At 67.9% G+C, this 26,205-nt stretch carries 21 protein-coding genes; 14 read left to right on the forward strand and 7 right to left on the reverse strand.

Features of this window, described 5'->3' with window-relative positions; translation table 11 throughout:
- Positions 1-24: 24 nt before the first annotated feature.
- The 3 genes from ACFC4D_RS30055 to ACFC4D_RS30065 all read right to left on the reverse strand — a co-directional run bounded on the left by ACFC4D_RS30055 (position 25) and on the right by ACFC4D_RS30065 (position 2,438).
- The gene (locus ACFC4D_RS30055) at positions 25-1,434 is read right to left on the reverse strand and encodes a three-helix bundle dimerization domain-containing protein (RefSeq protein WP_376068346.1); all 1,410 of its coding nucleotides are present in this window, start codon (positions 1,432-1,434) and stop codon (positions 25-27) included.
- Between the two features lie 90 nt (positions 1,435-1,524).
- Positions 1,525-1,959 carry a ferritin-like domain-containing protein gene (locus ACFC4D_RS30060; protein ID WP_364630912.1) on the reverse strand — a complete coding sequence of 145 codons (435 nt, stop codon included), beginning with the start codon at positions 1,957-1,959 and terminating at the stop codon, positions 1,525-1,527.
- A complete protein-coding gene (locus ACFC4D_RS30065) occupies positions 1,956-2,438 on the reverse strand; it encodes a hypothetical protein (protein ID WP_364630915.1) in 483 nt (160 codons plus the stop codon). The genes ACFC4D_RS30060 and ACFC4D_RS30065 overlap by 4 nt, the downstream gene beginning before the upstream one ends.
- 339 nt (positions 2,439-2,777) lie before the next feature.
- On the opposite strand from ACFC4D_RS30065, the gene rimP reads away from it, so the two are divergent.
- The 7 genes from rimP (at position 2,778) to ACFC4D_RS30100 (ending at position 10,028) form a co-directional block, all read left to right on the forward strand.
- Complete coding sequence (rimP, locus tag ACFC4D_RS30070) at positions 2,778-3,434, forward strand: ribosome maturation factor RimP (RefSeq protein WP_376068682.1); 657 nt, start codon at positions 2,778-2,780, stop codon at positions 3,432-3,434.
- Positions 3,431-4,459: a transcription termination factor NusA gene (nusA, locus tag ACFC4D_RS30075; RefSeq protein ID WP_364630921.1), complete on the forward strand. Its 1,029-nt coding sequence runs from the start codon at positions 3,431-3,433 to the stop codon at positions 4,457-4,459. The genes rimP and nusA overlap by 4 nt, the downstream gene beginning before the upstream one ends.
- A gap of 199 nt (positions 4,460-4,658) precedes the next feature.
- Positions 4,659-4,910, forward strand: coding sequence for a YlxR family protein (locus ACFC4D_RS30080; RefSeq protein WP_364630924.1), 252 nt, complete (start codon positions 4,659-4,661; stop codon positions 4,908-4,910).
- Between the two features lie 105 nt (positions 4,911-5,015).
- A complete protein-coding gene (gene infB, locus ACFC4D_RS30085; protein WP_375954489.1) occupies positions 5,016-8,132 on the forward strand; it encodes a translation initiation factor IF-2 in 3,117 nt (1,038 codons plus the stop codon).
- A 108-nt stretch (positions 8,133-8,240) separates the two neighbouring features.
- On the forward strand, positions 8,241-8,531 hold the full coding sequence (locus ACFC4D_RS30090) for a DUF503 domain-containing protein (protein WP_364632768.1): 291 nt from the start codon (positions 8,241-8,243) through the stop codon (positions 8,529-8,531).
- Between the two features lie 26 nt (positions 8,532-8,557).
- The gene (gene rbfA, locus ACFC4D_RS30095; protein ID WP_375954487.1) at positions 8,558-9,007 is read left to right on the forward strand and encodes a 30S ribosome-binding factor RbfA; all 450 of its coding nucleotides are present in this window, start codon (positions 8,558-8,560) and stop codon (positions 9,005-9,007) included.
- Positions 8,961-10,028 (forward strand): bifunctional oligoribonuclease/PAP phosphatase NrnA, encoded by a 1,068-nt coding sequence (locus ACFC4D_RS30100; RefSeq protein ID WP_376068348.1) that lies wholly within the window; start codon positions 8,961-8,963, stop codon positions 10,026-10,028. Before rbfA ends, ACFC4D_RS30100 begins: the two co-directional genes overlap by 47 nt.
- 159 nt (positions 10,029-10,187) lie before the next feature.
- Here ACFC4D_RS30100 and ACFC4D_RS30105 read toward each other — a convergent pair whose 3' ends face one another.
- Both ACFC4D_RS30105 and ACFC4D_RS30110 read right to left on the reverse strand, forming a co-directional pair.
- On the reverse strand, positions 10,188-11,750 hold the full coding sequence (locus ACFC4D_RS30105; protein ID WP_376068349.1) for a mucoidy inhibitor MuiA family protein: 1,563 nt from the start codon (positions 11,748-11,750) through the stop codon (positions 10,188-10,190).
- Positions 11,751-11,823: 73 nt separating this feature from the next.
- Positions 11,824-12,819, reverse strand: coding sequence for an alpha/beta hydrolase (locus ACFC4D_RS30110; RefSeq protein ID WP_376068684.1), 996 nt, complete (start codon positions 12,817-12,819; stop codon positions 11,824-11,826).
- A 261-nt stretch (positions 12,820-13,080) separates the two neighbouring features.
- On the opposite strand from ACFC4D_RS30110, the gene ACFC4D_RS30115 reads away from it, so the two are divergent.
- The 5 genes from ACFC4D_RS30115 to ACFC4D_RS30135 all read left to right on the forward strand — a co-directional run bounded on the left by ACFC4D_RS30115 (position 13,081) and on the right by ACFC4D_RS30135 (position 20,364).
- On the forward strand, positions 13,081-14,496 hold the full coding sequence (locus tag ACFC4D_RS30115; RefSeq protein ID WP_376068351.1) for a condensation domain-containing protein: 1,416 nt from the start codon (positions 13,081-13,083) through the stop codon (positions 14,494-14,496).
- Positions 14,493-15,968 carry an MFS transporter gene (locus tag ACFC4D_RS30120; protein ID WP_376068353.1) on the forward strand — a complete coding sequence of 492 codons (1,476 nt, stop codon included), beginning with the start codon at positions 14,493-14,495 and terminating at the stop codon, positions 15,966-15,968. Before ACFC4D_RS30115 ends, ACFC4D_RS30120 begins: the two co-directional genes overlap by 4 nt.
- Positions 15,969-16,054: 86 nt before the next feature.
- Positions 16,055-17,803 carry a glycosyltransferase family 39 protein gene (locus ACFC4D_RS30125; protein ID WP_376068355.1) on the forward strand — a complete coding sequence of 583 codons (1,749 nt, stop codon included), beginning with the start codon at positions 16,055-16,057 and terminating at the stop codon, positions 17,801-17,803.
- Entirely contained in the window at positions 17,803-18,774 is a 972-nt protein-coding gene (locus tag ACFC4D_RS30130; protein ID WP_376068357.1) for a glucosyl-3-phosphoglycerate synthase, read from the forward strand. The genes ACFC4D_RS30125 and ACFC4D_RS30130 overlap by 1 nt, the downstream gene beginning before the upstream one ends.
- A 237-nt stretch (positions 18,775-19,011) precedes the next feature.
- Positions 19,012-20,364 carry an MATE family efflux transporter gene (locus ACFC4D_RS30135; protein WP_376068359.1) on the forward strand — a complete coding sequence of 451 codons (1,353 nt, stop codon included), beginning with the start codon at positions 19,012-19,014 and terminating at the stop codon, positions 20,362-20,364.
- Here the strand turns inward: ACFC4D_RS30135 and ACFC4D_RS30140 are convergent.
- On the reverse strand, positions 20,361-21,485 hold the full coding sequence (locus ACFC4D_RS30140) for a Rieske 2Fe-2S domain-containing protein (RefSeq protein ID WP_364630953.1): 1,125 nt from the start codon (positions 21,483-21,485) through the stop codon (positions 20,361-20,363). The two genes, ACFC4D_RS30135 and ACFC4D_RS30140, sit on opposite strands and share 4 nt — an antisense overlap.
- A gap of 45 nt (positions 21,486-21,530) precedes the next feature.
- Positions 21,531-22,073, reverse strand: coding sequence for a nucleotide exchange factor GrpE (grpE, locus tag ACFC4D_RS30145; RefSeq protein ID WP_376068361.1), 543 nt, complete (start codon positions 22,071-22,073; stop codon positions 21,531-21,533).
- 50 nt (positions 22,074-22,123) lie between these two features.
- Here grpE and ACFC4D_RS30150 point away from each other — a divergent pair, with 50 nt between their 5' ends.
- Both ACFC4D_RS30150 and ACFC4D_RS30155 read left to right on the forward strand, forming a co-directional pair.
- Entirely contained in the window at positions 22,124-23,806 is a 1,683-nt protein-coding gene (locus ACFC4D_RS30150) for an Hsp70 family protein (protein ID WP_376068686.1), read from the forward strand.
- A gap of 10 nt (positions 23,807-23,816) precedes the next feature.
- Positions 23,817-26,204 (forward strand): Ig-like domain repeat protein, encoded by a 2,388-nt coding sequence (locus ACFC4D_RS30155; protein ID WP_376068363.1) that lies wholly within the window; start codon positions 23,817-23,819, stop codon positions 26,202-26,204.
- The last annotated feature ends 1 nt before the right edge of the window (position 26,205 follow it).

Raw genomic sequence — 26,205 nt, forward strand, 5'->3', positions numbered from 1 at the left:
GCTCGGCGATTTCTGGCTCGGTCGCTAGTTGAACGCCTTCGCGACACCGTCCAGCAGATGCTCGAGGGTGTCGTAGTTGGGCGGATCCACCACATCGATGAGGTTGGGCACCACCGGAACCTGGTGCTCGGTGGTGACCTTGGTGAACAGCGATGCATCGGCGGGCCGGAAGCCGTGCTCGGCGGCCAGGCGCTGTAGCTCGGGATCGGTGGAGAGCAGCTTGCCGATGGTGTCGCCCTTGTCATTCAGGGGCACCACGGTGTGCTGGGACATGACCGTGGGGGACGGGTACATGAGCACCATGTCCGGCTTCAGCTGATTGTGCACGGCCGCGTCCACGTACTGGGCCTCGTAGATCCAGACCATGGGCGTCGGACCCATGCCATTGGCGAGATACTCCTTGAACGGCCCGTCGGTGCTGTTCTCGGTGTAGCCCTGACGCGTGAACAGGCGCGAAATACGGGATACCGCATAGTCTTCCGCCTTGCCGCCGCGCACGATGGTGTTGTCATTGGCGACATAGGCGGTCACGGCGAGGTACATGGCAGCGGAGTTGGACGTGCGCGGATCGGTGGTCCCCACCAGTACGTTCTTGCGCACCGGATAGGTCGTATTGCCCTCCAGTTGATCCCACTGCACCCCCTTCTCGGCGAGCGCGAGGTACTTCTCGACATCGAAAGCCGGTGTCGGACCGGGCTGTACGACCCCGGCGGCAGTCAGCAGATCCACGATCGGCTTGAAGGTGGCGATCGCCATCGGCGAGGAGAACGGCGTGTACTTGCCGCTCACGTTCTTCAGCCGCTGAATCCGTTCCGCCGCTGCCGAACTGGACGGGAACGCGAAATCGTATCTGCCCAGGTCCACCGACGTCGCGATCTGCCGCGATCCGGCCGGGTCCACCTCGACCTTGACCCCCTGCTTGGCCAGCGCGTCCACCACCCGCTGATCGGAGAAGAACGCCATCTTCTCCGACCCGACCACCCCGCGCACCGTGGTGAGCCCGGCCGGTGCCGCGGCGACAGGCTCCGAATCCGGCCCCTGCACGGCGATCACGGTCACCACCCCGACCACCGCGACCACGGCCGCCGCCGCACCCACCAGCACGGTCCGCCGCTTCACCCCCAACCGGTCCAAGGTGTCGAACAGATGACTACTGGCCGAATTCGAATTGTCCCCCAATGGAATTGCTTCCGAATTACTCGAATTCGATTGTTCGGCACTATTTTCCACTTCGACCGCTGTGAGCTCGCGCCGCACAATCCGCTCGATCAGAATGGGAACGAAATCGCGCACCTTATGACCGTCGAACCGCTGCCGGACCGCACCGACCGCAGCCTCGACCCGCTCCGCCGAATACTCCTCGCCATACCGCTCTACCAGGCGATTCGTAACCTCACGCAGTGCTTTTTCTTCCCGGGCAGCATCAACCGCCACAGCCACTCCTCGACTCACACCGGAATTGAATTGCGCGGCAAAAAGATTACGCCCAACCGCGTCCGGACAACCCTACCGGTATTCCCAGCCTCAGGACTGCCCCGGAAAAGCGTTGGTGGCGGGATTGTTCCCGAGAATGGTGTTCCAAGTGGCTTCGCGGAGAGCGGATTCGGTGAGCGCGTCCAGTGCGGTGCGGCGGATTTCCGGGGTGTCCGCGCGTTCCAGGGCGGAGTGCCACGCGGCGGCGGTATCGGCTTCGACGGTGACGGCGAGCTTGGCCGCCGGGATGGGATCGTCGACGGTGAAGGGGACCGTGTAGGCGGCGGCCGGAGCGGGGACGGTCGCGCCGAGCGCCTTCAAGGTGTCGATGGTCGCGTCGCGCCGGGCGCGATGGGCCGCGGTGCATTCGGAGACGTACTTGTCGCGGTCGTTATTGGCGTAGGCGGCGATGACGCCGTAGGCGTAGACGGCGGCGTACTCGGCACTCAGCGCATCGGTGAGTGCCTGCTGATCGGGGAGGGTCATGCGAGCAGGACTCCCGCCTGGGTGGCGCACGCGGCGCTGATCGAACCGAGCAGGCCCGCTCGGTAACCGGAGAGCTGGATCGAGAGATCGGCGGCCGAGCGCTGCGCCTGGCTCAGACCGGCTTTGAGCTGACTGACCGCGGGCGGCGGCACGGGCACCACGGGGGTGGGCGGTGCGACGCGCTTGGAGGGTGTGGTGCCGTCACCGTAAACGCCTATGGCGCGGTCGATTTCGGCCCGCAACGCATCGGCGTGCGCACCGCGCTGCGTCGCGATGGTCTGCAATGCGACGGCCTTGTCCGGGTTGGTGGCGATGGCCGCCTGCGCGGACGCGGCATCCGAGCGCGCCGACTCCTCCTGTGCCAGAAGCGGATCCGGCAGTTCCGGAGCCGCTTCGGTGGTGCACGCCGTCAACGCGCCGACGGCGGCGACGGCGAGCGCGCCACCACCGGCGAGGCGCAGCACGGCACGGCGGTCCATAGCGGATCCGGGGGGCTCGGGCAATTGCGTGACACCGGCCATAGGGCCGCTCAGACTGCTGGGCACCCGTACATGGTGCCAGCCATCGCGGCGCACCCCCGTCGTCAGGGCCGTCGGATAGGCTGTGATCTCGATCGATACGGTGCCGCGATGGGCGAGTCGGCAGCCAACACGCCGTCGCCCGGTAGCGCCGACCATGCCGAAGTCGTGAACCTCGGCTGGTCCTTTACACTCTTTCCGCGCGTTACGCTAGACCTCCCGGTGCGCAAATTCACCGGAAACTCGCACCGCCACAACCGACAACTCAATCCGTCACAACTGAACCAGGAGCCGCCCCACATGCCGATGCCGACCGAGGAAAGGGTGAGCCAGCTAGTTGCTGAGCTCGTCGAACGCCGGGGATTCGATCTCGAAGGCGTTTCGATTTCGGCTGCCGGTACAGCGCATGCCAAGGTGAAGGTGACGGTCGACAGCGATGAGGCGGCCCCACTGGACGCCGTCGCGAAACTGAGTTCGGAAATCTCGGAAATCCTCGACGAGGCAGGCGACTTCGGCGAGACCCCGTATCTGCTGGAGGTCACCACCCCCGGCATCGATCGACCCCTGACCGAGCTACGCCACTGGCGGCGCGCACAGGGCCGCAAGGTGAAGGTCACGCTCCGCACGGGCGTGCAGTCCCCGGAGGAGAAGGGCAAACCGCGTTTCGAGGCACGCGTCGGCGCCGCCACCGCAGAGCAGGTGGCGCTGGTCCTCGGCGGCAAGCGGAATCCGCACCGGGTGACGGTGCCGCTGGCCGATATCGAGTTCGCCGTGGTCCAGGTGGAGTTCTCACCACCCGGAGCCGCCGAACTGGAACTGGCTGGGGGAGTCGCGCCGGGCCGTCCCCAGCCCGGTGCGGAGGCCGTCGACACGGGTGCGCCACCCGATGAAGACGATGACGACGAAGCAACAGAAGAAGCAGTATCCGATTCACCGACCGAAGGGATCGTGGAATGAACATCGAAATCGAAGCCCTGCGCGCGATAGTCGCCGACAAGGGGATCTCGATGGAGACCGTGATCTCCGCGATCGAGTCCGCGTTGCTCACCGCCTACCGGCACACCGAGGGCCATCAGCCCAACGCTCGCATCGACATCAACCAGAAGACCGGTGTGGTGCGCGTGATGGCCCGCGAGGTCGATGCCGACGGCAACATGATCTCCGAATGGGACGACACCCCAGAGGGTTTCGGCCGCATTGCGGCAACCACCGCCCGCCAGGTCGTGCTCCAGCGACTGCGCGACGCGGAGAACGAGAAATCGTTCGGCGACTTCGCCACTCATGAGGGCGATATCGTCGGCGGCGTCGTCCAGCGCGACGCCCGCATGAACGCCCGCGGCACCATCGTGGTCCGCATCGGCAGCGAGGCGCACGGCGCCGAAGGCGTCATCCCGCCCGCCGAGCAGGTGCCGGGCGAAACCTATGAGCACGGCGATCGCATCAAGTGCTACGTGGTCGGCGTCTCGCGCGGTCCGCGCGGCCCGCAGATCACCCTCTCGCGCACGCACCCCAACCTGGTGCGCCGCCTGTTCGCACTCGAGGTCCCGGAGATCGCGGACGGTTCGGTCGAGATCGTGGCCGTGGCCCGCGAGGCCGGGCACCGCTCCAAGATCGCGGTCCGCTCCACCGTGCAGGGTGTGAACGCCAAGGGCGCGTGCATCGGCCCGATGGGTCAGCGCGTGCGCAATGTGATGAGCGAGCTCGCCGGCGAGAAGATCGACATCATCGATTACGCCGAGGATCCGGCCGCCTTCGTCGGGAATGCGCTGTCCCCGTCGAAAGTTGTATCCGTCACGATCGTCGACCCCGACGCCCGTGCGGCGCGGGTCGTGGTGCCGGACTTCCAGCTCTCGCTGGCGATCGGCAAGGAAGGTCAGAATGCTCGTCTCGCCGCCCGTCTCACGGGCTGGCGAATCGACATTCGCAGTGATGCGGCCCCCGATGTGGCCGGTTCGGTGCGCACCGAGGCGCACCGGAGCTGAGTAGGGGTTGATCTTGCCGGAGTGCTCCGGCCCGGTCGGTCCCGAGATTTGGTAAACAGACCCCCTGGATGACAGCTTGGTAACTTCCAGGGGGTACGGATGCGGAGATCGGGACATGACAGCGGTAGAGTGGACGCAGGCTCAGCGCGAGTCTTCGGCTTCTTTGCGCGCTGCACGGGTGAAATCAAGATCAGAACCCATGCGGACCTGCATCGGATGCCGCAGGCGAGAGCTGACCGTCGAACTGTTGCGGATCGTCGCCCGGGAAACCGCGGTGATTCCCGATCCGCGGCACAGACTGCCCGGAAGGGGTGCCTGGTTGCACCCCGTTTCGTCTTGTCTGAGCAATGCGGTTCGGCGCCGAGCATTCGGCAGAGCACTACGAGTGTCCGGACATCTGGATATCTCAGCCCTGGAGCATTACGTAGAGAACAGGCACGAGCACTCATGAGCACACCGTGAAGCACCAACGATGATCGGCCATCGGAAATAATCTGAGGTCGTGCGGGCCATCCCCAAAAGGGTTGCCGCGCTCGACCTCTCAGTGAGGAGAGCAGTGGCAGGCAAGGCCCGCGTGCACGAGTTGGCGAAAGAACTCGGTGTCACTAGCAAGGAACTACTCGCAAGGCTCAAGGAGCAGGGCGAGTTCGTGAAATCGGCGTCGTCGACGGTGGAGGCCCCCGTCGCACGTCGCCTGCGTGAGTCCATGACGCCCAAGAGCACCCCGGCGAATGGCACCGCGAAGCCGGCATCCGGCACCCCCGGCGGTCAGTCGCCGCGTCCGGCTGCCAAGCCGAACCCGGGTGCGAGCTCGGGACCGCGTCCCGGCGCACCCCGTCCGTCCGCTCCGGCTCCGGCGCCCGCGCCGGTTCAGGCCCAGACCCCGGCTCCGGCCGCCCCGAAGCCCGTCGCCCAGCCCGAGCAGGCCGCCCCCGCGGCCGCCGCTCCGGCTCCGGCCGTGCGCCCGGGTCCGTCCATCAAGCCCGGTCCGGCCCCCAAGCCGCCGGTGCCCGAAACCCCCGCTGCCCCAGCGGCTTCCGCGGCTCCGGCCCCGGCTCCCGCCCCGCAGCAACAGGGTCAGCGCCCCACCCCGGGTGCTCCCCGTCCGGCGCAGCCCGCGCCGCGTCCGGCGCAGCAGGCCGGTGGCCAGGCTCCGACTCCGGGCGCTCCGCGTCCCGCGGGTCCGAAGCCGGGTCCCAAGGCCCCGCGCGTCGGTAACAACCCCTTCTCCTCCGCTCCCGAGCGTCCCGCACCGCGTCCGGCTCCCGGTCAGGGCGGTCCCCGCCCGGCTCCGGGCCAGGGTGGCCCGCGTCCGGGTCCCGGCCAGGGCCCGCGCCCGGGTCAGGGTCAGAGCGGTCCGGGTCAGGGTGGTCCGCGCCCCGGTGGCGCCGGTCGTCCGGCTCCCGGTCAGGGTGGTCCGCGTCCGGCCGCCGGTCAGGGCGGTCCCCGTCCCGGTGGCCCGCGTCCGAGCCCCGGCTCGATGCCGCCTCGCCCGAACCCGGGTGCGATGCCGTCGCGTGCCGCGCGTCCGGCTCCCGGTGGCGGTCGTCCCGGTGGTCCGGGTCAGGGTGGTCCGCGTCCCGGTGGCGGCGCAGGTCGTCCGGCCGGTGCCGGTGGTCCGTACCGCGGTGGCCAGGGCGGTGCCCCGGGTACCGGTGGTGCTCCGGGTGCCGGTGGCGCTGCCGCGGGTGGTTTCCGCGGTCGTCCCGGCGGTGGCGGCGGTGGCCGTCCCGGTTCCGGTGGTGGTCGCGGCGGTGCCGCGGGTGCCTTCGGTCGTCCGGGTGGCGCGCCCCGCAAGGGTCGTAAGTCGAAGCGGGCGAAGCGCGCCGAGTACGAGAGCATGCAGGCTCCCGCCGTCGGTGGCGTGCGTCTGCCCCGCGGCAACGGCGAGATCATCCGTCTCGCCCGTGGCGCGTCGCTGTCCGATTTCGCCGAGAAGATCGGCGCCAACCCGGCCTCGCTGGTACAGGCGCTGTTCAACCTCGGTGAGATGGTCACCGCTACCCAGTCGGTGAACGAGGAGACCCTCGAGCTGCTGGGTTCGGAGATGAACTACGTGGTTCACGTGGTCTCCCCGGAGGACGAGGACCGCGAGCTGCTCGCCAACTTCGACCTCACCTACGGCGAGGACGAGGGCGACGAGGACGATCTGCAGATCCGTCCGCCGGTGGTGACCGTCATGGGTCACGTCGACCACGGTAAGACCCGACTGCTGGACACCATCCGTAAGGCGAACGTCCGTGAGGGCGAAGCCGGCGGTATCACCCAGCACATCGGCGCCTACCAGGTGCTGTCCGAGGTCAACGGCCTCGACCGGCTCATCACCTTCATCGATACCCCGGGTCACGAGGCATTCACCGCCATGCGTGCCCGTGGTGCCAAGGCCACCGATATCGCGATCCTCGTGGTCGCGGCCGATGACGGCGTCATGCCGCAGACGGTGGAGGCCATCAACCACGCGCAGGCCGCTGATGTGCCGATCGTGGTGGCGGTCAACAAGATCGATAAGGAAGGCGCGAATCCGCAGAAGATTCGCCAGCAGCTGACCGAATACGGTCTGGTCGCCGAGGAGTACGGCGGCGAGACCATGTTCGTCGACATCTCGGCCAAGCAGGGCACCAATATCGACTCCCTGCTCGAGGCCGTCGTGCTGACCGCGGATGCCACCCTGGATCTGCGGGCGAACCCGGACATGGACGCGCAGGGTGTGGCCATCGAAGCCCACCTGGACCGCGGTCGCGGCCCGGTCGCCACCGTCCTCATCCAGCGCGGCACGCTGCGCGTGGGTGACTCGATCGTGGCGGGCGATGCCTACGGTCGTGTGCGCCGCATGGTCGACGAGCACGGCGACGACGTCGTGGCGGCACTGCCGTCGCGTCCCGTCCAGGTCATCGGTTTCACCTCGGTCCCCGGTGCAGGCGACAACCTGCTCGTGGTCGAGGAAGACCGGATCGCGCGTCAGATCGCCGATCGCCGCAACGCTCGCAAGCGCAACGCCCTGGCAGCGCGCAGTCGCAAGCGGATCTCCCTGGAAGATCTGGATGCCGCTCTGAAGGAGACTTCGGAGCTGAACCTGATCCTCAAGGGCGACAACTCCGGTACCGTCGAGGCCCTCGAAGAGGCGCTGCTCGGTATCGATGTGGGCGACGAGGTGCGTCTGCGCGTCATCGACCGCGGTGTCGGTGGCGTCACCGAGACCAACGTCAACCTGGCGTCGGCCTCGAACGCGATCATCATCGGGTTCAACGTCCGTGCCGAGGGCAAGGCGACCGAGCTGGCGAACCGCGAAGGCGTGGATATTCGCTACTACTCGGTCATCTACCAGGCGATCGACGAGATCGAGAAGGCCCTCAAGGGTCTGCTCAAGCCGATCTACGAAGAGGTCGAGCTGGGTCGGGCGGAAATCCGCCAGATCTTCCGCTCCTCCAAGTTCGGCAATATCGCCGGTTGCTGGGTTACCAGCGGTTCGGTCAAGCGCAATGCCAAGGCACGTCTGCTGCGTGACAACGTAGTGGTCGCGGAGACGGTGACCATCGCGTCGCTCCGTCGTGAGAAGGATGACGCCACCGAGGTTCGTGAAGGCTACGAATGCGGTATGACGTTGACCTACAACGACATTCGCGAAGGTGACATCGTCGAGGCCTACGAGCTGCGGGAAAAGCCGCGCGACTAGGAGCAGTACACGATCCCGCCGGGCCCCTAGGGTCCGGCGGGGTTGTGCCCCTTTCCCATCCGGGTAACACACGCGCATTTCCCGGGGCGCGTTCATATGACTGAAAAGCTGTTTTTCGGAGCGCTCGAGTTCGATATCTTGCTCGGTGATGTGCATTCACTGAAGGAGAAGCGCTCCGTCCTTCGCCCGATCATCGCCGACCTGCGCAGGTTCGAGGTCAGCGTCACCGAGGGCGGAGATCATGACCGGTATCGCCGGACACTGGTAGGTGTGGCCATGGCCAGCTACGGCATGAATCACCTGACCGAAGTGCTGGACAAGTGTGAACGGCATGTCGCCAATCGTCCGGAGTTACAGTTGCTGGCGGTACGCCGCCGCGTCTTCGGACCCGAAGACTGAATCTATCCAGTGAGGAGGGCACGGCCATGGTGGATCAAGCCAGGGCACGCCGACTCGCCAAGCGGATCTCCTCGATCGTGGCTACGGCCATCGAGTACGAGATCAAGGATCCGCGGCTGCGTTTCGTCACCATCACCGATACCAAGATGACCGGTGATCTGCGAGAAGCCACCGTCTACTACACGGTGATGGGGGAAACCCTCGACACCGAACCCGATTACACCGAAGCGGCCGCGGGGCTGGAGAAGGCCAAGGGCATTCTCCGTTCCAAGGTCGGCGCGGGTACCGGGGTGAAGTTCACCCCGATCCTGTCGTTCCAGCTCGACACCGTTCCGACCGCCGCGAAGGAGATGGAGGAGCTGCTGGCCCGCGCCCGCGCCGCCGACGCTCGGGTCGCCCAGGTCGCGGTGAACGCCAACTATGCGGGTGATGTCGATCCGTACAAGAACGACGACGATACGGACGACGAAGACTGACCTGCGGTCTCCGGACCGGGAGGAGACGCCGGTGACCGAACCGGTCGACCTGTCCGAGGCGGTGTCGATTCTCGACACCGCCCGATCGGTGACGGTGCTGTGCCATGTACAGCCCGATGCCGACACCATCGGCAGCGGACTCGCCCTGGGTCTGGTGCTGCGCCGGCGCGGTGTGCCGGTGCGGGTGTCCTTCGCCGAACCCGCCGAACTACCGGTGTCCATGCGGTCGCTGCCCGGTACCGACCTATTGGTTGCGCCGGAACAGGTTCCGCGTGAGGTCGACGTGCTGGTCGCGGTCGACTGCGGTAGCGCGGGTCGGCTCGGTGCGCTCAAGGATCGGCTGGACGGTGCGCGCATCACGCTGGTGCTGGATCATCATCGGTCCAATACCCGGTTCGGTGCGGTCAATGTCATCGACGAGAATGCCGAATCCACAGCGGGATTGATCGCCCGGGTGCTCGATGCCTGGGGCGAACCCATCGATCGCGATGTGGCGCACTGTCTTTACGCCGGGCTGGTCACCGATACCGGGTCCTTCAAATGGGCCCGGCCCGGCTCGCATGCGCTGGCCGAGCGGCTGCTGGCGACGGGTATCGACGGTGCGGGCATCACCCGCACGCTCATGGATACCCACCCCTTCCAGTGGCTGCCCATGCTGTCCCGGGTGCTCGGCTCCGCGCAGCTCGATCGTGCGGCGGCCGGGGGCGCGGGGCTGGTCTATGTCTTCGTGCGCCGGGAGGACACCGTCGGGGTGCGCTCGGAAGAGGTCGAGAGCATTGTCGATCTGGTGCGCACGACAGCGGAGGCGCAGGTCGCGGCGGTGTTCAAGGAATGCCGGGGCGAATCCGAGCACTGGACCGTCTCACTGCGTTCGCATGATGCGGCCGATGGCGGTCTCGGTGTGGATGTCTCCAAGGTCGCGACCGCGCTCGGCGGTGGCGGACATCGTTATGCCGCAGGCTATTCCAGCGTCGGTACGCCGGAGCGACTGGTCGCGGCGCTGCTGGCAGAACTGGGCTGACGCGTCGCCGAGCCCGGTTACGGTGTGGCCCAGCCGGGTTCGGCTGATATGAACCCGGCCGGGTTCGGTTGACATGAACCCAGCCGAGTTCGGCTGATATGACCCAGCCGGGTTCGGCCGATTTGAGCGCAGCCGAACCCGGGTGACGGGCCCCGTCTGTCAGTCGTGCAGGCCGTCGATGACCACACCCTTCCCGGCTTCCACGCGATAGCCGAAGGTGACGGTCGACTGGGCTTGCGGTTCGAGCTCGAGTTTCCAGGTGAGGATGCCGAGATCGCCGCGTTCGGCCGGTTGCGGTTTGGCGGTGGTCTCGCGGACGGTGATGGCGGCGTCGCGGGCCACCGGGAGGCGATCGAGCACCGTGACGTTCGCGGTGCGGCCGGTGTGGTTGCTCACGGTGATCGCGTACTCGGTTTCGATCCGCCGCGCCGAGCCGAGGGTGGCCTTGGAAGCGTTGCGGCGCACCAGTTCTCGTTCGACCCGAATGCGGTCGTCCACGCCGAGGGCCAGTTCGCGCTCTTCGCCGGGAGCCCAGGTGTCGAGGTGGGTGGCCCCGACGAATTCGGATTCGTGGAACAGCGCGGCCCGGCCGGACGGCAGGGTGTGCTCGGAGGTATTGCGTGCGGTGGCGCGCAGCACCGCTTCCAGGGCCTGCACCGGGGCCGTCACATGGTCCAGCTCGGCCTCGAGGTCGAGCGCGGTGATGACCGTGCGGTGGTCGGTGCCGTCCGAGGCCACCGCGACTGCCCGCTGTGGCGTGTAGGTCGCGGCGGTGACGCCGTGTTCGACCTCGGCCACGGATTCGCGAATCGGAGCCGCCTTGCGCGCCATGGCCGGTGGCGCCGCCGCCGGTGCGGGCGCGCCGTAGCCGACCGGCACCGCGTCCATCGACGCGCCGCCCGCCACCATGGACCGCATCACCGGCCGCGGTATCTCCACGCCGATGAACCAGGGATCGAGTTCGGGCACGTCGAGCGCTTGGGCGGGCCGGGCCGTGGACAGTTGCAGACGGCATTCCGGCCAATCCTCGCCGGTGCGCTGTTCCACCAGGCCGAACCAGCGCAGCGTCAGGCCCGCATCGGTGAGGCGCAGGTCGTAGCTCGAGCTCCAGCTCGCGCCGAGCACGACGTAGGAGATATCCAGATCCACGGTCACGGCCTGTGCCGCTTCGACGGTGATGATCGCGACCTCGGTATCGGTGCGATTCTTACCGCGCAGATCGCCGAGCTGCCGCTGTACCGCCTGCTGTTCGCGAATATGCCGCTGCCGCAACTTATCTCGCTCACGACGCGCGGTATTGACGGTCTCGTACTGCGCTTCGAGATCGTCGACGAACGCGCTGACCCGTCCGCTGTCCGCCGCGGCGAGTGATTCCGCCGAGCGCCGGGCGAGCCTGTCCAGGAAGACGATTCGCGCATCGGCCGCGCGATCGGAGTCGCCGAGCGCGCCGATCGCCACCTCGAGTTCGCGTATGCGTTCCTCCAGTGCCGCGACCTGCTCATCGGTCACCGCGATCTGCCGCTCGGTCGTGATGTCGACCCCGAGCACCACCACCTCGCCCTGGCCCGCCACCCGAATCGAATCCCGCAGCAGATCCTGCGGTAGCGGCGCGACCCGTATCCGGTGTTCGCCCGCGGGCACCTCCACCTTGCCGGATCGCGTCACCCGCGCCCGATCGGGATAGACGGTGACCGCGGTGATGGCAGTGTCGAGTGAGATCATGCCCCCAGCCTGCCTCGAGTCGGCGGCTCCGCGCACGGGCTTTCCGGGCCGAGCCGGGCGGGTGGCGCGGCGATCAATTCCGCAGCGCCCGTTCGATCATCGGCCAGGAGTCGTGCAGATCCTGCTGCCAGTAGCCCCAGGAGTGCGTGCCGACCGGGCGCAGGTTGAAGGTGGCCGGGATGCCGAGGTTGTCCAGGCGGTCGCGCAGGGCCTGCGCGCATTGCGCGGTAATGGCTTCGAGGAAGCCGCCGCTGGTGAGCTGGGCGAGCAGTTTCGGCGCGTTGCCGCGAATGCCGGGTGCGTCGAGGGTGTCCAGGGGTCCGGCCAGCCCGGTGCCGGTCGAGACGTAGATGGCGGTGCCGCGCAACTGTTCGGCGTGCAGGTACGGGTCGTTGGCGAGCCAGGCGGGATCGTCCGGTGGACCCCACATATTGACCGGATTGCCGTGCCAGCGCACCACCACCGCGTCCACGAACAGGCGGCCGATCGGATCGCTGGTGCGGGCGCAGCCGCTGTACGCGCCGATGGCCCGGTACAGGCCGGGCGCGTCCAAGGCGAGCTGGAAGACCGAGGTTCCGGCCATGGAGATGCCCGCGATGGCGTTCGCGCCGCTGCCGTGCAGCGCGGAATCGATGATGGGCGGCAATTCCCGGGTGAGGAAGGTACTCCAGCGCATGCGGCCCAGTAGCGGATCGTCGGCCTGCCAGTCGGTGAAGTAGCTGCCGTTGCCGCCCAGCGGGGTGACCACGGTGACCTGTTTGCCGCGGAAGAAGTCGACGATATCGGTCTGTTCGGGCCAACTGCTGGCATCGGAGCCGCCGCCCGCTCCGTTGAGTAGATAGAGCACCGGGGCCGGGGTCGAATCATCGGGTGCGCGAAGCACTTTCAGTGCGATATCGGTGTTCATGGCGGTGGAGTGCACGCGCAGGTCGAGCAGGCCGTCCGGACTCTCGGCCGCCGTGAGCAGACTGGAACCGTCGGGTGCGGGCCGCGCGGATTCCAGTGCCGCGGCGGGTGTGCTCGGTTCCGCGTGTGCGGGGACCCCGGCACCCAGCCAGGGGATAGCCATGGCCAGAACGAGCGCGGTGAGCGGGCCTGCCGAATGCACCCTGGACCTCCGATTGCCGCGTATGGGGACGGACGGCTGGTGACGTTAGGTCGAATCCGATTCCCGGACAACGCGGATCGGCAAACTTTGGGAGACCATCCGGGCGTGGCGGACTCGGCTTGGGAATGGTCACAGACTTTGGCTGCGGTGCTGGTCAGGGCGTGGGCGGGTGGCGTTCACTCGAAAACCTGATTCATCAGGGAAGTGGAATCGAGGTCATTCATGGTCGCGTTCGGACTCTTCGGCGACTGGCAGCCCGGTCTCGGGCGGCTCACCACCTGGACGGCGTCGCCCGCCGCCCGGGCCGCGATGCGGCGGGCGCCCGCGCACGAGGTCGGACCGTCGTATCAGCAGCAGACCTATCTGCGCGCGACGCATCGCAATTCCCGGGTGGGACTGCGGGTTTCGCGATTGTGCATGATCTCGTTCGATCTCCCCGGACAGCCGGACGCGCGAGCGCTGAACGCCGCGCTGACCGCCTTCCTGCGCAGGCACGACACCTTCAGCAGCTGGTTCGAACTGGAGCCGGACGGGCGGATCGTGCGGCATGTCGGCGAACCGGAGATGATCGAGCTCGCCGCCACCGACCACGGCGAGTTCACCGATCTCGTGGAGTTGCGCGAACGGGTGCAGGCCGAAACGCCGGGACCTTTCGAATGGGATTGCTTCTCGTTCGGCGTCATCGAGCGATCCGAGTCGTTCACGCTGTACGCGGCGGTGGACCACCTGCACACCGACGGTGTGGCGCAGGCGCTTTCGTGCGTGGATCTGCTGTTGCTGTATTTCGCCGAACTGTCCGGTGACCCCGCCGAACTGCCACCGGTGAGCGGTCACATCGACTATTGCGCGCGGGAGCGGCGCATCAACGAGCGGCTCAGCCTGGAGTCGCCCGAGGTCTGGCAGTGGCTGGATCTGCTGCGGCACAACGGCGGTGACGTCCCGCGCTTCCCGCTCGAATTGGGTGGCGGCGGATACGCCCGGGGCGCACAGCAGACGCTGCCGCTGCTGCGCGAATCCGACATGCTGCGATTCGAGCAGGTATGCGCCGAGCACGGCGGGCGGTTCCTGGGCGGACTGTTCGCCGCGGCCGCGCTGGCGGAGTTCGAATTGGCGGGCCGGGAAACATATTTCGGCTTCTCCCCGGCCAATACCCGTTCCCTGCCCGGTGAGTCGGCATCGGTGGGCTGGTACACCAACCTCATCCCGGTGGAGATTCCGGTGCGGGCGGAGGACAGTTTCACCTCCCTCGTGGGGACGGCGCAGCGGGCGACCGAACGGGCCAAGGACCTCACCGATGTATCCCTGCACCGGGTACTGGAATTGGTGACGCCGGATCTCGGCATCCGGGTCACGCCGGGCTTCACCGCGCCGATGGTGTCCTATGTCGACGTCCGCAAGATGGCGGGGGCGGATCTGTTCGACGCCATCAAGGGCGGACTGTTCGGCAGCGAGGCCAGTGCGGGCGAAGTGTTCCTGTGGGTCAACAGGTTTCACGATGTGACCACGCTGACACTGCTGTTCCCCGATACCGTGCAGGCGCACGCCTCGGTGGTGCGTTATGTGCGGACGCTGACCGCGATCATCAGCGCGGTGGTCGCCGACGGGGATTACGCGGTGCGGGTCCCGGCGCTGTCATGACGGCCGGGATCACCGGCCGCGCCGCGGAATCGGCGCTCCGCCCGGGCGCGTGGATCGCCCTGGCCGCGTGCCTGCTAGCGGTGTTCATGCAGATGCTGGACCTGACCATCGTGCATACCGCCATGCCCGCGGTGGCGCTGGATCTGCGCGCGGACGGACCCGCCGAACTGCTCATCGTGAGCGTGTACGGGCTGACTTTCGCGTGCACGCTGCCCACGGCGGCCCGCCTCGGTGATTTGCTGGGGCGGCACGCGGTGTTCACGACCGCGCTGTCGGCGTTCGCTGCGGCATCGGTCTGGTGTGGAACGGCTTCCAGTGCAACGGAATTAGCGCTCGCCCGGGGATCGGCGGGGATCGCGGCGGCGCTGGTCTCCGCGCAGACCATCGCGATCATCACCGGGGAATTCCCGGAGCGGCTGCACGCCACCGTCTTCGGTATCTACGGTGCGATCGCCGGATTGGCGGGTATGGCCGGGCCGCTGCTCGGTGGTGCGCTGGTGGATGCCGACGCGTTCGGATTGAGCTGGCGCACAGTATTCCTCATCAATATCCCGCTGGCCGGAATCGCGATGGCGCTGGCCCACCGGCACCTCGATATCGTCGCGGACGCGCCGGACACTCGTCCGCGCCGGTCAGCGCGCCGCCGGGGCGAACGCTGGGTGCTGGTGCTTCAGCAGCTTGATATCGGGGGTGCGGTGCTTTCCGCGGTGGGACTCGGGTTGCTGGTGTATCCGCTCACCTTCGGCCGGGCACTGGGCTGGCCGCCGATAACCCTTGTGCTGCTGGGGCTTTCGATACCCGTGCTGGCGTTCTTCGGATGGGGACAGTATCGCCGTGCCGCACGAGGCGTCGAGCCGCTGGTACGGCTGGAGCTGTTCGGCGATCGCGGGTTCGCCGTGGGGTCGGTGCTCACCGCGATGTTCTACGGGGTGTTCACGGCGCTGCTGTTCACCGTCTCGGTCGCGGTGCAGTCCGGCCTGGGGTGGTCGGCCTCGCGGGCGGGCCTGGTCATGCTGCCCTTCGCGGTCGGAGCCGTGGCTGGTGCGCTGTCCTCGCCGATTCTGATGGCGCTGTGGGGAACTCGGGCACTCACGGTGGGGGTGACGGTATTCGCGGTCGCGCTGGGGGCGATCGCGAGCACCGTGCACGCCGCCGGGCCCGCGCTGGATATTCGCGAACTGGCGGGACCGGTGCTGGCGGCCGGAGCCGGTATGGGCTGGTTCGCCGCACCCCTGCCCGCGGTAATGCTGGCCCGGGTGGTCGATCGCGCTACCGGATCGGCCTCGGGAATCGTGCCCACGGTGCAGCAGATCGGCAGCGCACTGGGGGTCGCGGTGCTGGGCACGGTGTTCTTCACCCGAGCCGCGGCAGGGACCTATCTCGCGGCGATCACCACGGTGCTCTGGATCATGGCGGGACTGGCCGCGCTATTGGCGGTATTCACACTCGCACTGCCTCGGCGGCACCCGTGATCGCCCGCCGCGCAGGGAATCTCGCGGACAACATCGCCGCGCCCGGCACCGGGGCGGCCGACGCCGAACCTTGTTCCACGCCGGAAATGGCGAAGAGGAGCGCGGCGCGGTCCGATACGGCGGCGGGGAATTCGCCGCACGGTCGCGATGCGGCCGCGGATACGCGTCCCGAATCCGAGACATCGGCGGATTCCCTCGGGCCCGTCGAGTCCTCACCGCCGCATTCATCTTCGGTTGCCAGGATTCCGTCGGCGGCGGGGACCGATGCGGGGCGTGTGCCGCCGCCTGCCGTACCGGGTGAACAGCGGGGCGGGCGGCGAGATGAGCTGTTGCCGTGGGATATTCGCGGCGCGGTGGTGATTTCGGGGGTTGCGGCGTTGCTGCTGTGGTTGCGGGCGGGGCGGTACGGGTATTTCGGTGATGAGCTGTATTTTCTGGCGGCGGGGCGGCGGGTCGCGGCCGGGTATGCGGATCAGGGGCCGGTGTTGCCGCTGCTGGCGCGGGCGGCGGATTGGGTTGCGCCCGGATCGGTTACGGTGCTGCGGTTGCCCGCTATCGCGTGCGGGGTGGCGGCGATCTGGGTGTGTGCGGGGGTGGCGCGGGAGTTCGGGGGTGGGCGTCGGGCGCAGCGGCTGGCGGCACTGGGGTGGGCCACGAGTCCGTTTCTGATCACCGCCGCCGCGAGTCTGTCCACCTTCGCCATCGATGCCACACTGTCGGCGGTGCTGCTCTGGATAGTGTTGCGCTGGTGCCGAACTCGCGATGATCGGCTGTTTCCGGCCGCTGCGGCCGTGGCAGTGCTGGCTCTTCAGGTGAAGCCCCTGTTACCGGTGCTCGTTGCCGGAATCGCGGTTGGCGTAGTGGTTTTCGGGCCGCGACCGCTGTTCCGGCGGGCGGCGCTGTGGGCGGCGCTGGTGGTGGTCGCGCTGTCCGTCGTGCCGAGCCTGTGCTGGCAGGCGGGCCACGGCTGGCCGCAATTGGCGATGGGGTCCGTCATCGCGGATGAGCAGCGCGCGGCGACGGGCGGACTCGCCGGATTGCCGATTCAGGTGGCGCTATTGCTCGGTGTACTTGGCACGCCGCTGGCCATCGCCGGTGCGTGGGCGCTGTTCCGAATGCCCGCGCTGCGCGCCTACCGATTCGCCGGTGTGGCCGTACTGGTGCAGGCGCTGTTCGTGCTGGTCACGGTATCGCGGCCCTATTATCTGGCCGGATTGTTCCCGGTGCTGCTGGCGGCGGGCGCGATGTGGTGGGAGCGGTACGAACACCGGAGATGGTGGCGCGCGATCCGCGTGACGGCGGCCGTATCGGCCGGTATCGCGCTGGCCGTGGTCCTGATACTTCCGCTGTCGGCCTTCCGGCTGGACGATCCGACCGATACCCAGCGCGCGCTGTCCGCCCGCATGCGCCTGTACGGCGTCGACGGCTGGTCGGAACTCGTTGCCACCGTGGACTATCAGGTCCGGCGGCTGGCTCCGCGCGAACGTGCGAATACCGTGCTGATCACCCAGAATTATTGGCAGGCAGCGGCGCTCGATCAGCTCGGCGCGGAGCTGCCGCCGGTGTACAGCCCGAATCGAGGGTTCGCGTACTTCGGAATGCCACCGCCGACCGCGACCACCGTGCTCTATATCGGCGCGGATTCGGCGGAATCCACACTGCGCGACGCGTTTTCGGAGGTGCAGCCGCTGTCGCGGCTCGATGCCCCGCTCGGATTTCCGGGCATCACCAGACATGTCGTGCTGTGGCGCTGCGACCATCCGAACCGGCCATGGCAACAGATCTGGCCGGTATGGCACACCACCGCACTCGATTCGGGCGAAGGGACAACATGATGATCCACTGGAAGGGTTTGGCCGACATCACCTGGTTTCACCGGGAGTGGTCGCTACCGGAGCTATTGGAGCACAAGGGCGGTCGCACCGTCTCGGTCGTACTGCCCGCATTGAACGAGCAGGCGACCATCGCGGGCGTACTGGCGTCGATCCGGCAGCTGGTGGGCACACTCGTGGACGAACTCGTGGTCATCGACTCCGGTTCCGAGGACGACACCGTGCGCATCGCCCGATCCGCCGGGGCCACAGCGGTATTCACGCGTGAGGAGGCGCTGCCCGATCTGCCCACCCGCCCCGGCAAGGGGGAGGTGCTGTGGCGATCGCTCGCGGTGACCACCGGTGATCTGATCGTCTTCGTGGATTCGGATCTGCTCGAACCGAGTCCGCGCTTCGTGCCCGCACTGCTCGCACCGCTGCTGCTGGGTGAGGGCGTCGAATTGGTGAAGGGCTACTACCGCCGCCCGCTGGAACTGGATCCGACCGGTGATGTGGACGGCGGTGGCCGCATCACCCAGCTGGTGGCCCGCCCGCTGCTCACCGCGCTCGCGCCCGAACTCGGCGATATCCTGCAACCGCTCGGTGGCGAATACGCCGCGACCCGAGATCTATTGCACGGCATACCTTTCGCACCCGGCTACGGCGTGGAGATCGGCATTCTGCTCGACGCCTGGCAGCGACACGGCGCGGCCGCCATCGCCCAGGTGGATCTGGGCACCCGCCGACACCGCAATCGCCCCACCCACGAATTGGCGGAGATGAGTCGCCAGGTCATCGCGACCCTGCTGGACCGGCTCGGCATCTGCGATTCGGGTGTCGGCCTGGCCCGCTACCGCCCGGAGGGCGCCACCTGGCATCGCAGCGTCGGCACGGTATCGCTCGCCGACCGCCCACCCATGGCGACCACCCGCCCACTCGCGGGAGTCACCCGCCCCGGCTGGGTCGAGAGCCACCTCAGCCGCGGCATCCGATGATCTCCACCTGTTCCAAGGCGGGGGCCGTAAACATCGCCTCGGAGCCCCCGTCATCCCGGCATGTTTTTGGCCGGGAGCCACCGGCGTACTCGCACGGATCGGGTAGACCCCGGTCAGGGGCGCGCCGGGATCGCGAGGCTGATGCCAGACCGATCTCGAACATTCTGACCGGATAGCCCCGCGATTCGGGTCGTCGCCCTCCCCGCTTGTGTCAGGGCCGTGTGGGAGGGTGGCTGCATGGCGGAGACCGAGGTGGGGGTGGCGGCGGTGCAGGCGGGGCCGGGGCGGATTCTCGGGATCGCGGTGCCGACCCTCGGTGTGTTGGTCGCCGAGCCGATCTATCTGCTGTTCGATATGGCCGTGGTGGGGCGGCTGGGGGCGTTGGCGCTGGCGGGGCTGGCGGTCGGCGGATTGATTCTGGCGCAGGTGAGTTCGCAGTTGACGTTTCTGAGTTACGGCACGACGGCGCGGGCGTCGCGGCGGCATGGGGCGGGGGATGAGCGCGGGGCGATTGTCGAAGGGGTGCAGGCGAGTTGGATCGCTGCGGGGGTCGGGATCGCGATTGTCGTTGTGCTGCAGATCTTCGCGGGGCCGGTGACGCGGGCCATCGCGGGCGGTGACGATATCGCCCCGGGTGCGGAGTCGTGGTTGCGCATCGCGCTGTTCGGGGTGCCGCTGATCCTGTTGTCCATGGCCGGGAACGGGTGGATGCGCGGGGTGCAGCAGACGCGCAGACCGCTGCTGTATGTGGTTGCGGGGCTGACACTTTCGGGTGTGCTGTGCCCGGTGCTGGTGCACGGTCTGCTCGGTGCGCCGCGCCTGGAGCTGGAGGGTTCCGCGGTCGCCAATGTGGCCGGACAGGTGGTGACGGCGGCGCTGTTCGTGGGTGCGCTGGTGGCGTCCCGGGTTCCGCTCGCACCGCATATCGCGATCATGAAGGCGCAGCTGGTGCTCGGCCGCGATCTGATCGCCCGCAGTCTGGCCTTCCAGGCGTGTTTCGTTTCCGCCGCGGCGGTGGCCTCCCGCTTCGGGGCGGCCTCGGTGGCGGCGCATCAGCTGGTCTTGCAGCTGTGGAATTTCCTGGCACTGACCCTGGATTCACTGGCCATCGCGGCGCAGACCCTGGTGGGTGCGGCATTGGGGGCCGGAAATGCCAGGGGCGCACAGGGTTTGGCACGGCGGATCACCGCGTGGTCGACGATATTCGCGCTGGTGCTGGCCGCCATCTTCGCGGCGGGGTACACGGTGATCCCGAACCTGTTCACCACCGATCCGTCGGTATTGGATCGCACCCACGTGGTGTGGTGGTTCTTCGTCGGCATCATTCCCATCGCGGGCGTGGTGTTCGCCCTGGACGGCGTCCTACTCGGCGCGGGTGATGCCGCGTTCCTGCGCAATGCCACGCTGGGTTCGGCGCTGCTCGGCTTCCTGCCCGCGATCTGGCTATCGCTGGCCTATGACTGGGGCATCGCCGGAATCTGGACCGGCCTGGTCGCTTTCATGGTCCTGCGCCTGATCGCGGTATCCGCGCGCGCCCTGTCCGGTAAATGGGCGCGCGTCGGCGCGGATGTTCCGGGGCGGCTCGCCTAACCCTGTTCGGCCGCCCGCCGGGCCAGATTCTCGGCGACCTCGGCTTCCCAGTTCTCATTGGCGTGCGTGGTGTCCACCTCGAATTCGAAGCGGGCCGTCATCTCCGGCTTGATATCGGCGACATCCACATAGAACTGCTCGTACCAGCGGCGATGCTGATACACCGGTCCGTCTTCCTGGGTGAGCAGCGGATTGTCGATGCGCGTCTTGTGTTTCCAGATCTCGACGTCCTGCAGGAATCCGACGCCGAAGCTCTTACCGAACGCCTTGGCCAGCGATGCCGATTTGGCGGGCGGCAATCCCTCGATGCGCTGCACGCTCACACCCCACTGCAGCATGAACGAATTGTGCGTCACCGGATAGTGGCAATTGATCAGCGCCACTTCGACGGTCCGCTCACCGAAGTCGTTGTGCAGATAGTTGATCATGTACGACGGCCCGAAATACGAAGCCTCCGAACGCAATAGCTGCATCTCGGTGGAGTAGTTCGAGGCGGTGTGCACATCCGGCCGCCCCTTGCTGTGCAGGAACTGCGTCGCCACATGCCCTTCGAACACATTCTTGAAGAACACCGGATAGGCGTAGTGGATATAGAAGAAGTGCGCCATATCCACGTTGTTGTCGATGATTTCGCGGCAGTGCGCGCCCTCGATCAACAGCGAATTCCAGTTCCACTCACTCCATAGATCGGTGCCCATACCCTCGATATGCGGTATCGCGACCTCGGGTTGCGGCGGATTGCCTTCGGGATCGTTCCAGACGAAGAACTGCCCGTTCTCCTCGCAGGTGGCCCACGATCGCGTCTTGGCCAGCGGCGGCACCCGGCGCGCGTAAGGGATTGCGGCACAACGCCCGTCGCCGCGCCAGCGCCAATCGTGGAAGGGGCAGGCGATATTGTCGTCCTTCACGCTGCCGTAGGACAGGTCCGCGCCCATATGGCGGCAGTAGCCGTCGAGCGCGTGCAACTCGCCTTTGCTGTCCGACCAGATCACGATCTTGGTGCCGAATGCCTCGATCGAGTGCGGTTGTCCGTCCCGGAAGCTTTCGGCCAGTCCGAGGCAGTGCCAGCCGCGTGCGAAGCGGGTCATGGGCTGTCCGACATCGATGCTGCGATACTGCATGAGCCGAGATTAAGCATCCGCGCTTAAGTTGTGAAGCGTTTTCGCTTAATCCTTATGGCGGCGAACGATCACCCGCGCGGGCCGGACCGATCGATCGGCAATGGTCAGCCCGGGTTGCAGCACGCTGTCCACGGTGCGATCGGCCTCCGGATCGGCCGTGGCCGTCACATCGGCGGCCTCCATGGTCAATGCGTCGAACCCGGCCCCGGCGACGGGACTGACGATCTGCCCGCCGCGACCGGTCAGCAGCCGTTCCACCCGGCCCGCGAAGGTCTCGAAAGCGGCCTGTTCGGTCTCGGAATGCGCGGTGGCGGCCAGCGACAGCGCATCCCCGTACAGCGCGAACAGTTCCACCACCAGCGGTACATCCGCGCCCGCGCGCTCGCGCTGCGCCCGCGCCTTGGCGTCATCGGCCAGCCGTTCGAGGGTGCTCGCCTGCCGGGCGATCACCCTGGTCAGATCGTCGATGCGTTCGGCCAGCACGCCCGTGCCGTCCGCGTCGCGTTCGGGTGCCGGCCCGGTATCGCCGTCGCGATCGGGTTCGATTGCGCTGTCAGGGTTCCCGGTCGCCGCCGCGGGTTCGGTCATGCCCCGAACCTTAATCCCGATGGCCGGACATGGCTGCTACGATCGCCGCCATGGGGGTCTTCGGCATCGACCTGGGCACAACGAATTCGGCTATCGCGCGGATCGACGCGGACGGACGCCCGGAAATTCTGATCGGCATGAACGGGGAGCCGACGGTGCCCTCGGTGGTGCTGTTCGCCTCCGCCAACGACCATGTGGTGGGCGAGGGCGCGCGCAGGCAGTCGCGCCTGGATCCCGAGCATGTGTGCGCACTGGTGAAGCGGCGCATGGGCGATGCCGAATGGCGCTTCATGGCGCACGGGCAGAGCTGGTCCGCGCCCGCGGTCTCCTCGCTGATCCTCAAGAGCCTGGCCGCCGATGCCGAATTCGGCGGTGGCGGCACCGTACAGCGCGTGGTCATCACCGTGCCCGCCTATTTCGGTGACGAGGAGCGGCGCGCGACCATTCAGGCCGGCACCTATGCCGGTTTCGATGTCGCCGGTGTGCTGTCCGAACCCATCGCCGCGGCGCTGTCCTACGGTTTCGGCCGCCTGGACGGCAGTATCGATATCGGCAAGGCCGGTGGTCGCGAGACCGTGCTGGTGTACGACCTGGGCGGCGGCACCTTCGACGCCACGGTGATCGAACTGTCCGATCGGCGCATCGCGGTGCTCGCGGTCGAGGGTGATCATCAACTCGGCGGCGCGGATTGGGATGAGCGCATCGCCCTGCACCTGTCCCAGCAATTCTGTGCCGCCAACCCGGATGCCGAAGACCCGCTGGATGATTCGGCCGGATCGCAGATGCTGGTGCTGGCCGCCGAACGCGCCAAACACGAACTCAGCGAGGCCGAGCAGACCGAGGTACTGGTCGCACACGACGGTGCGCGCGCGGTGATCACGCTGACCCGCGCCGAGCTGGAGGCCATGACGGCCTCGCTCATGCGCCGCACCCTCGATCTCACCAAGGCGTGCCTGGCCGCGGCCGGACAGCGCGGGGTCGGTCAGGTGGATCGGGTGCTGCTGGTCGGCGGTTCCTCGCGAATGCCCATGGTGGCGAATCAACTTCAGCGGGAACTCGGCCTGGTCGGCGAGCTGCGCGATCCGGATCTCTCGGTGGCGCGCGGGGCCGCGCTGTACGGCGAGAAGCTGGAAATGGAACGCCTGGTCGTCGCCGATCTGGTGACGCGCGGCCGCCTGCGCGACGGTGCGGAACTGCGTGATGCGGATCCGCGGGAATTGGAGCAGTCGGTCGGCCGGGTCGCCGCGTCCTTCGGACAGCCGGTGAGCCTGGTGCGGCGCATGCTGGAAATCCAGGTCGACACCGTGGTGTCGCGCGGTTTCGGCGTGCTCGCGCTGGACAGCTACAACGGGCTGGCCGCGAGCTGGCTGGTGCACCGCAATCAGACGCTGCCGATCAAGGTGCGTCGCTCCTACGGCACCGTGCGCGCCGATCAGGATCAGATCGAGCTGACCATCGTGGAACAGCAGGGCCAGGCCGCCTCGACCCGGCCCGAGGATTCGAAAATACTGGTGGAGGGGCGGATTCGGGATATTCCGCCCGGCTATCCGGCGGGCAGTGAAGTGCGGGTCACCTTCGAGATGGGTTTCGACGGTGTGCTGCACGTGACCGCCTATCACGTGGACGCCGATCTGCCCCTTGCCCTTTCGGTGCAGACCGGGGCGACGCTGTCCCAGGCCGATGTGGCCCGCGAACTGGATCAGCTGCAGCGCACGCGCCGCCGCGCCGTGTAGAACCAGAGCCATGCACGCCTTCGACCCGAACGACTATCGCAAGCGAGTGCTCGCCGCCGTGGAACGCCGCGGCGGCATCGAGGCGTCGGATGCGTTCGAGCTCTACGACATTCCGCTCGATGAGGCGGGCACGCTCGGCGATGCCGAGGTGCGGGCGCGCATCGAGGAAGTGTGGGGGTTCTGGCAGAAACAACGCGACCACCCCAAATATCGGGTGCTGGCTGGACTGCTGGTGGATGAGCACGATGAGCTCTCCGCACCGCTGCTGCACGCCTCCTCGCGCCGGGTGGAGGCCGAGCGCGTGGAGCAGTTGCGCGAACGCCGCGATTCCGAGCGGTACGAGATGATCGACGCCGCCATCGACCGGCTGGTGCAGCGGCACGGCGGAATCCCGGCGGGCAAGGTGCCCGGGCTGGAGGATATCGGCAAGCTCAGCGGCCTGACCCCGGATCAGGTGCGTGCACGCCTGCGCCGCCACCGCATCCTCGACGAAGCGGCAGCGCCCACACCCGCCGCCACCGGTGTGAGTCCGCAACGGCGGCAGCAGATTCGCAAACTGCTCGCCGAATACGATCGCCTGCTTCCGGGCGAACCGGTCCCCACCCTGCTCGCGCTGCTGGGCCTGGATTTCACCAAGGCCCGCCAAACCGGTGAGATCCATTTGCGCGCAGAGGCTTTGCGCGCCCGCACCCGCGAACTCCCGCCGGGCCGCGTCCGGGTGGTGCTTGATGAACTACTAGTGCACGTCAGCGACTTGCTAGAGGGTGACGCCGTCGTCGACGACTACCTCCGGGCCATCATCGACGACGCCACCGACCTGCTCCGCCCCCAGGTCCGCGCCGCCGTTTTGGTCGAAGACAGCCTGGTGGCAGGCGATTACGAGTTCCTCGTCGGTGAGGCCATCGCCGCCGGAGTCGATCGCGCCGCCGCCGAGAAGATAATCCTTGCCCTGGCAGCAGAACTCGGCACCACCGTCGAGGGCAAGGATCTGCCCACGAATTCCGGTGCGACCCAGCAGGGTTCGGGCACGCCGCCGATTTCCTTCGCCCGACCTGATCGAAGCGGCTCGCGCGATACCGGTGCGACCTCCGGCCACGCGACCCCGGGTTCGGCGGCGGCGGGCGGATCGGCCGCCGGCGCTACCGGTCCATTCGCCGGGACGGGCGGCTCCGACTATCGGCGGGTGCCGCCACTGCCCCCGCCGCCGCCCGCACGGGCGTGGGAGGAGCCGTTGAAGGCGGCTCGGGCGGCGTTGCGCGCCGGGCATCCGCTCGCGGCCAAAGGGCATGTCGCACAGGCGCAGCGGTATGTCGGCGCGGACAGCGCCGGTACCACCGCGGTGCGCCCCGTCGCCGAACTCGTGGACCGGGTGCTGTCCGAGGCCGCCGTGCACTGGCGCGGTGCGACGACCGCCTGCGCCGGCAAGCGGTTCATGGAGGCGCTCGGGCATCTGGAGTATCTGGAACGCTCCGCCTCCGACGTGCCCAATCCCGACAGCCGCGGCCTGTCCCTGAATCAGCTACTGGCACAGGCGCGTTCGGCGCTCGCCGAAGCCGACCGCCTGTTCGCCGCCGCGCCGCCTGCCCCCGCCGCCGCCCGAATGCGTGCACTGCGAGCGGTTTTCGAGGTGTGCGCGGATCACGCGGGCACCGTGGCCGCACTCACGGACCTACCGGTCGAATCGCCCGGCCCGGTGACCGTCACCCGCCAACCCGATGGCACCGTGGTGATCACCTGGTCGCCGTCGGCGACCGAAGACGTCGAATACCGTGTCACCCGTGTGCAACCCGACGGATCCACGCGGGTGGTTGGCCGCACCCGGAGCACGAGGCTCGAGGACGGCGCGGCAGGCACCGGTCCGGTCCCCGTCTACGGCGTGGTCGCGTCGGTGGCAGGCCGGGCTTCGGAGATGACCCGCTCGGATACCGGCGCACATGCGGGTTCGGGCGGTGGGGCAGGCTCGGGCGGTCAAGCGCACTCCGACGGTCAGCCCGGCTCGTTCGGCCGGTCGCGTCCGAATGGTCAGGCGAGCCAGGGCGGTCCGCACGGCGGGGCGAGTCCGGCCGCCGCCACCGACACCGCCCCCGGCGGCATGCCGACCGTCACCGCGCTGGCCGAGCGCGCGGGTCTGCTCACCTTCACCTGGCCGGTAGGAATTACCGAGGTCATGGTGGTCGCCCGCGTCGACGCCCCGCCCCGCATTCCGGATGACCCCGAAGCCGATCGCAAGTGGAAGGTCACCAATACCCGCTACCAGATCGACGGCGGCGCGAAACTCCCCGTGGACCTGCCCCGCCCCTGTCACCTCGCCATCGCCTCCTGCCGCCGCGAGCCCTCGGGAACCCTCACCGTCGCAGCCGGTTTCGCCGCCACCGCCCGCATCCACCTGGACCGCTGAC

It is taken from the genome of Nocardia sp. NPDC056000 (assembly GCF_042269265.1).
Taxonomy (GTDB): Bacteria; Actinomycetota; Actinomycetes; order Mycobacteriales; family Mycobacteriaceae; genus Nocardia.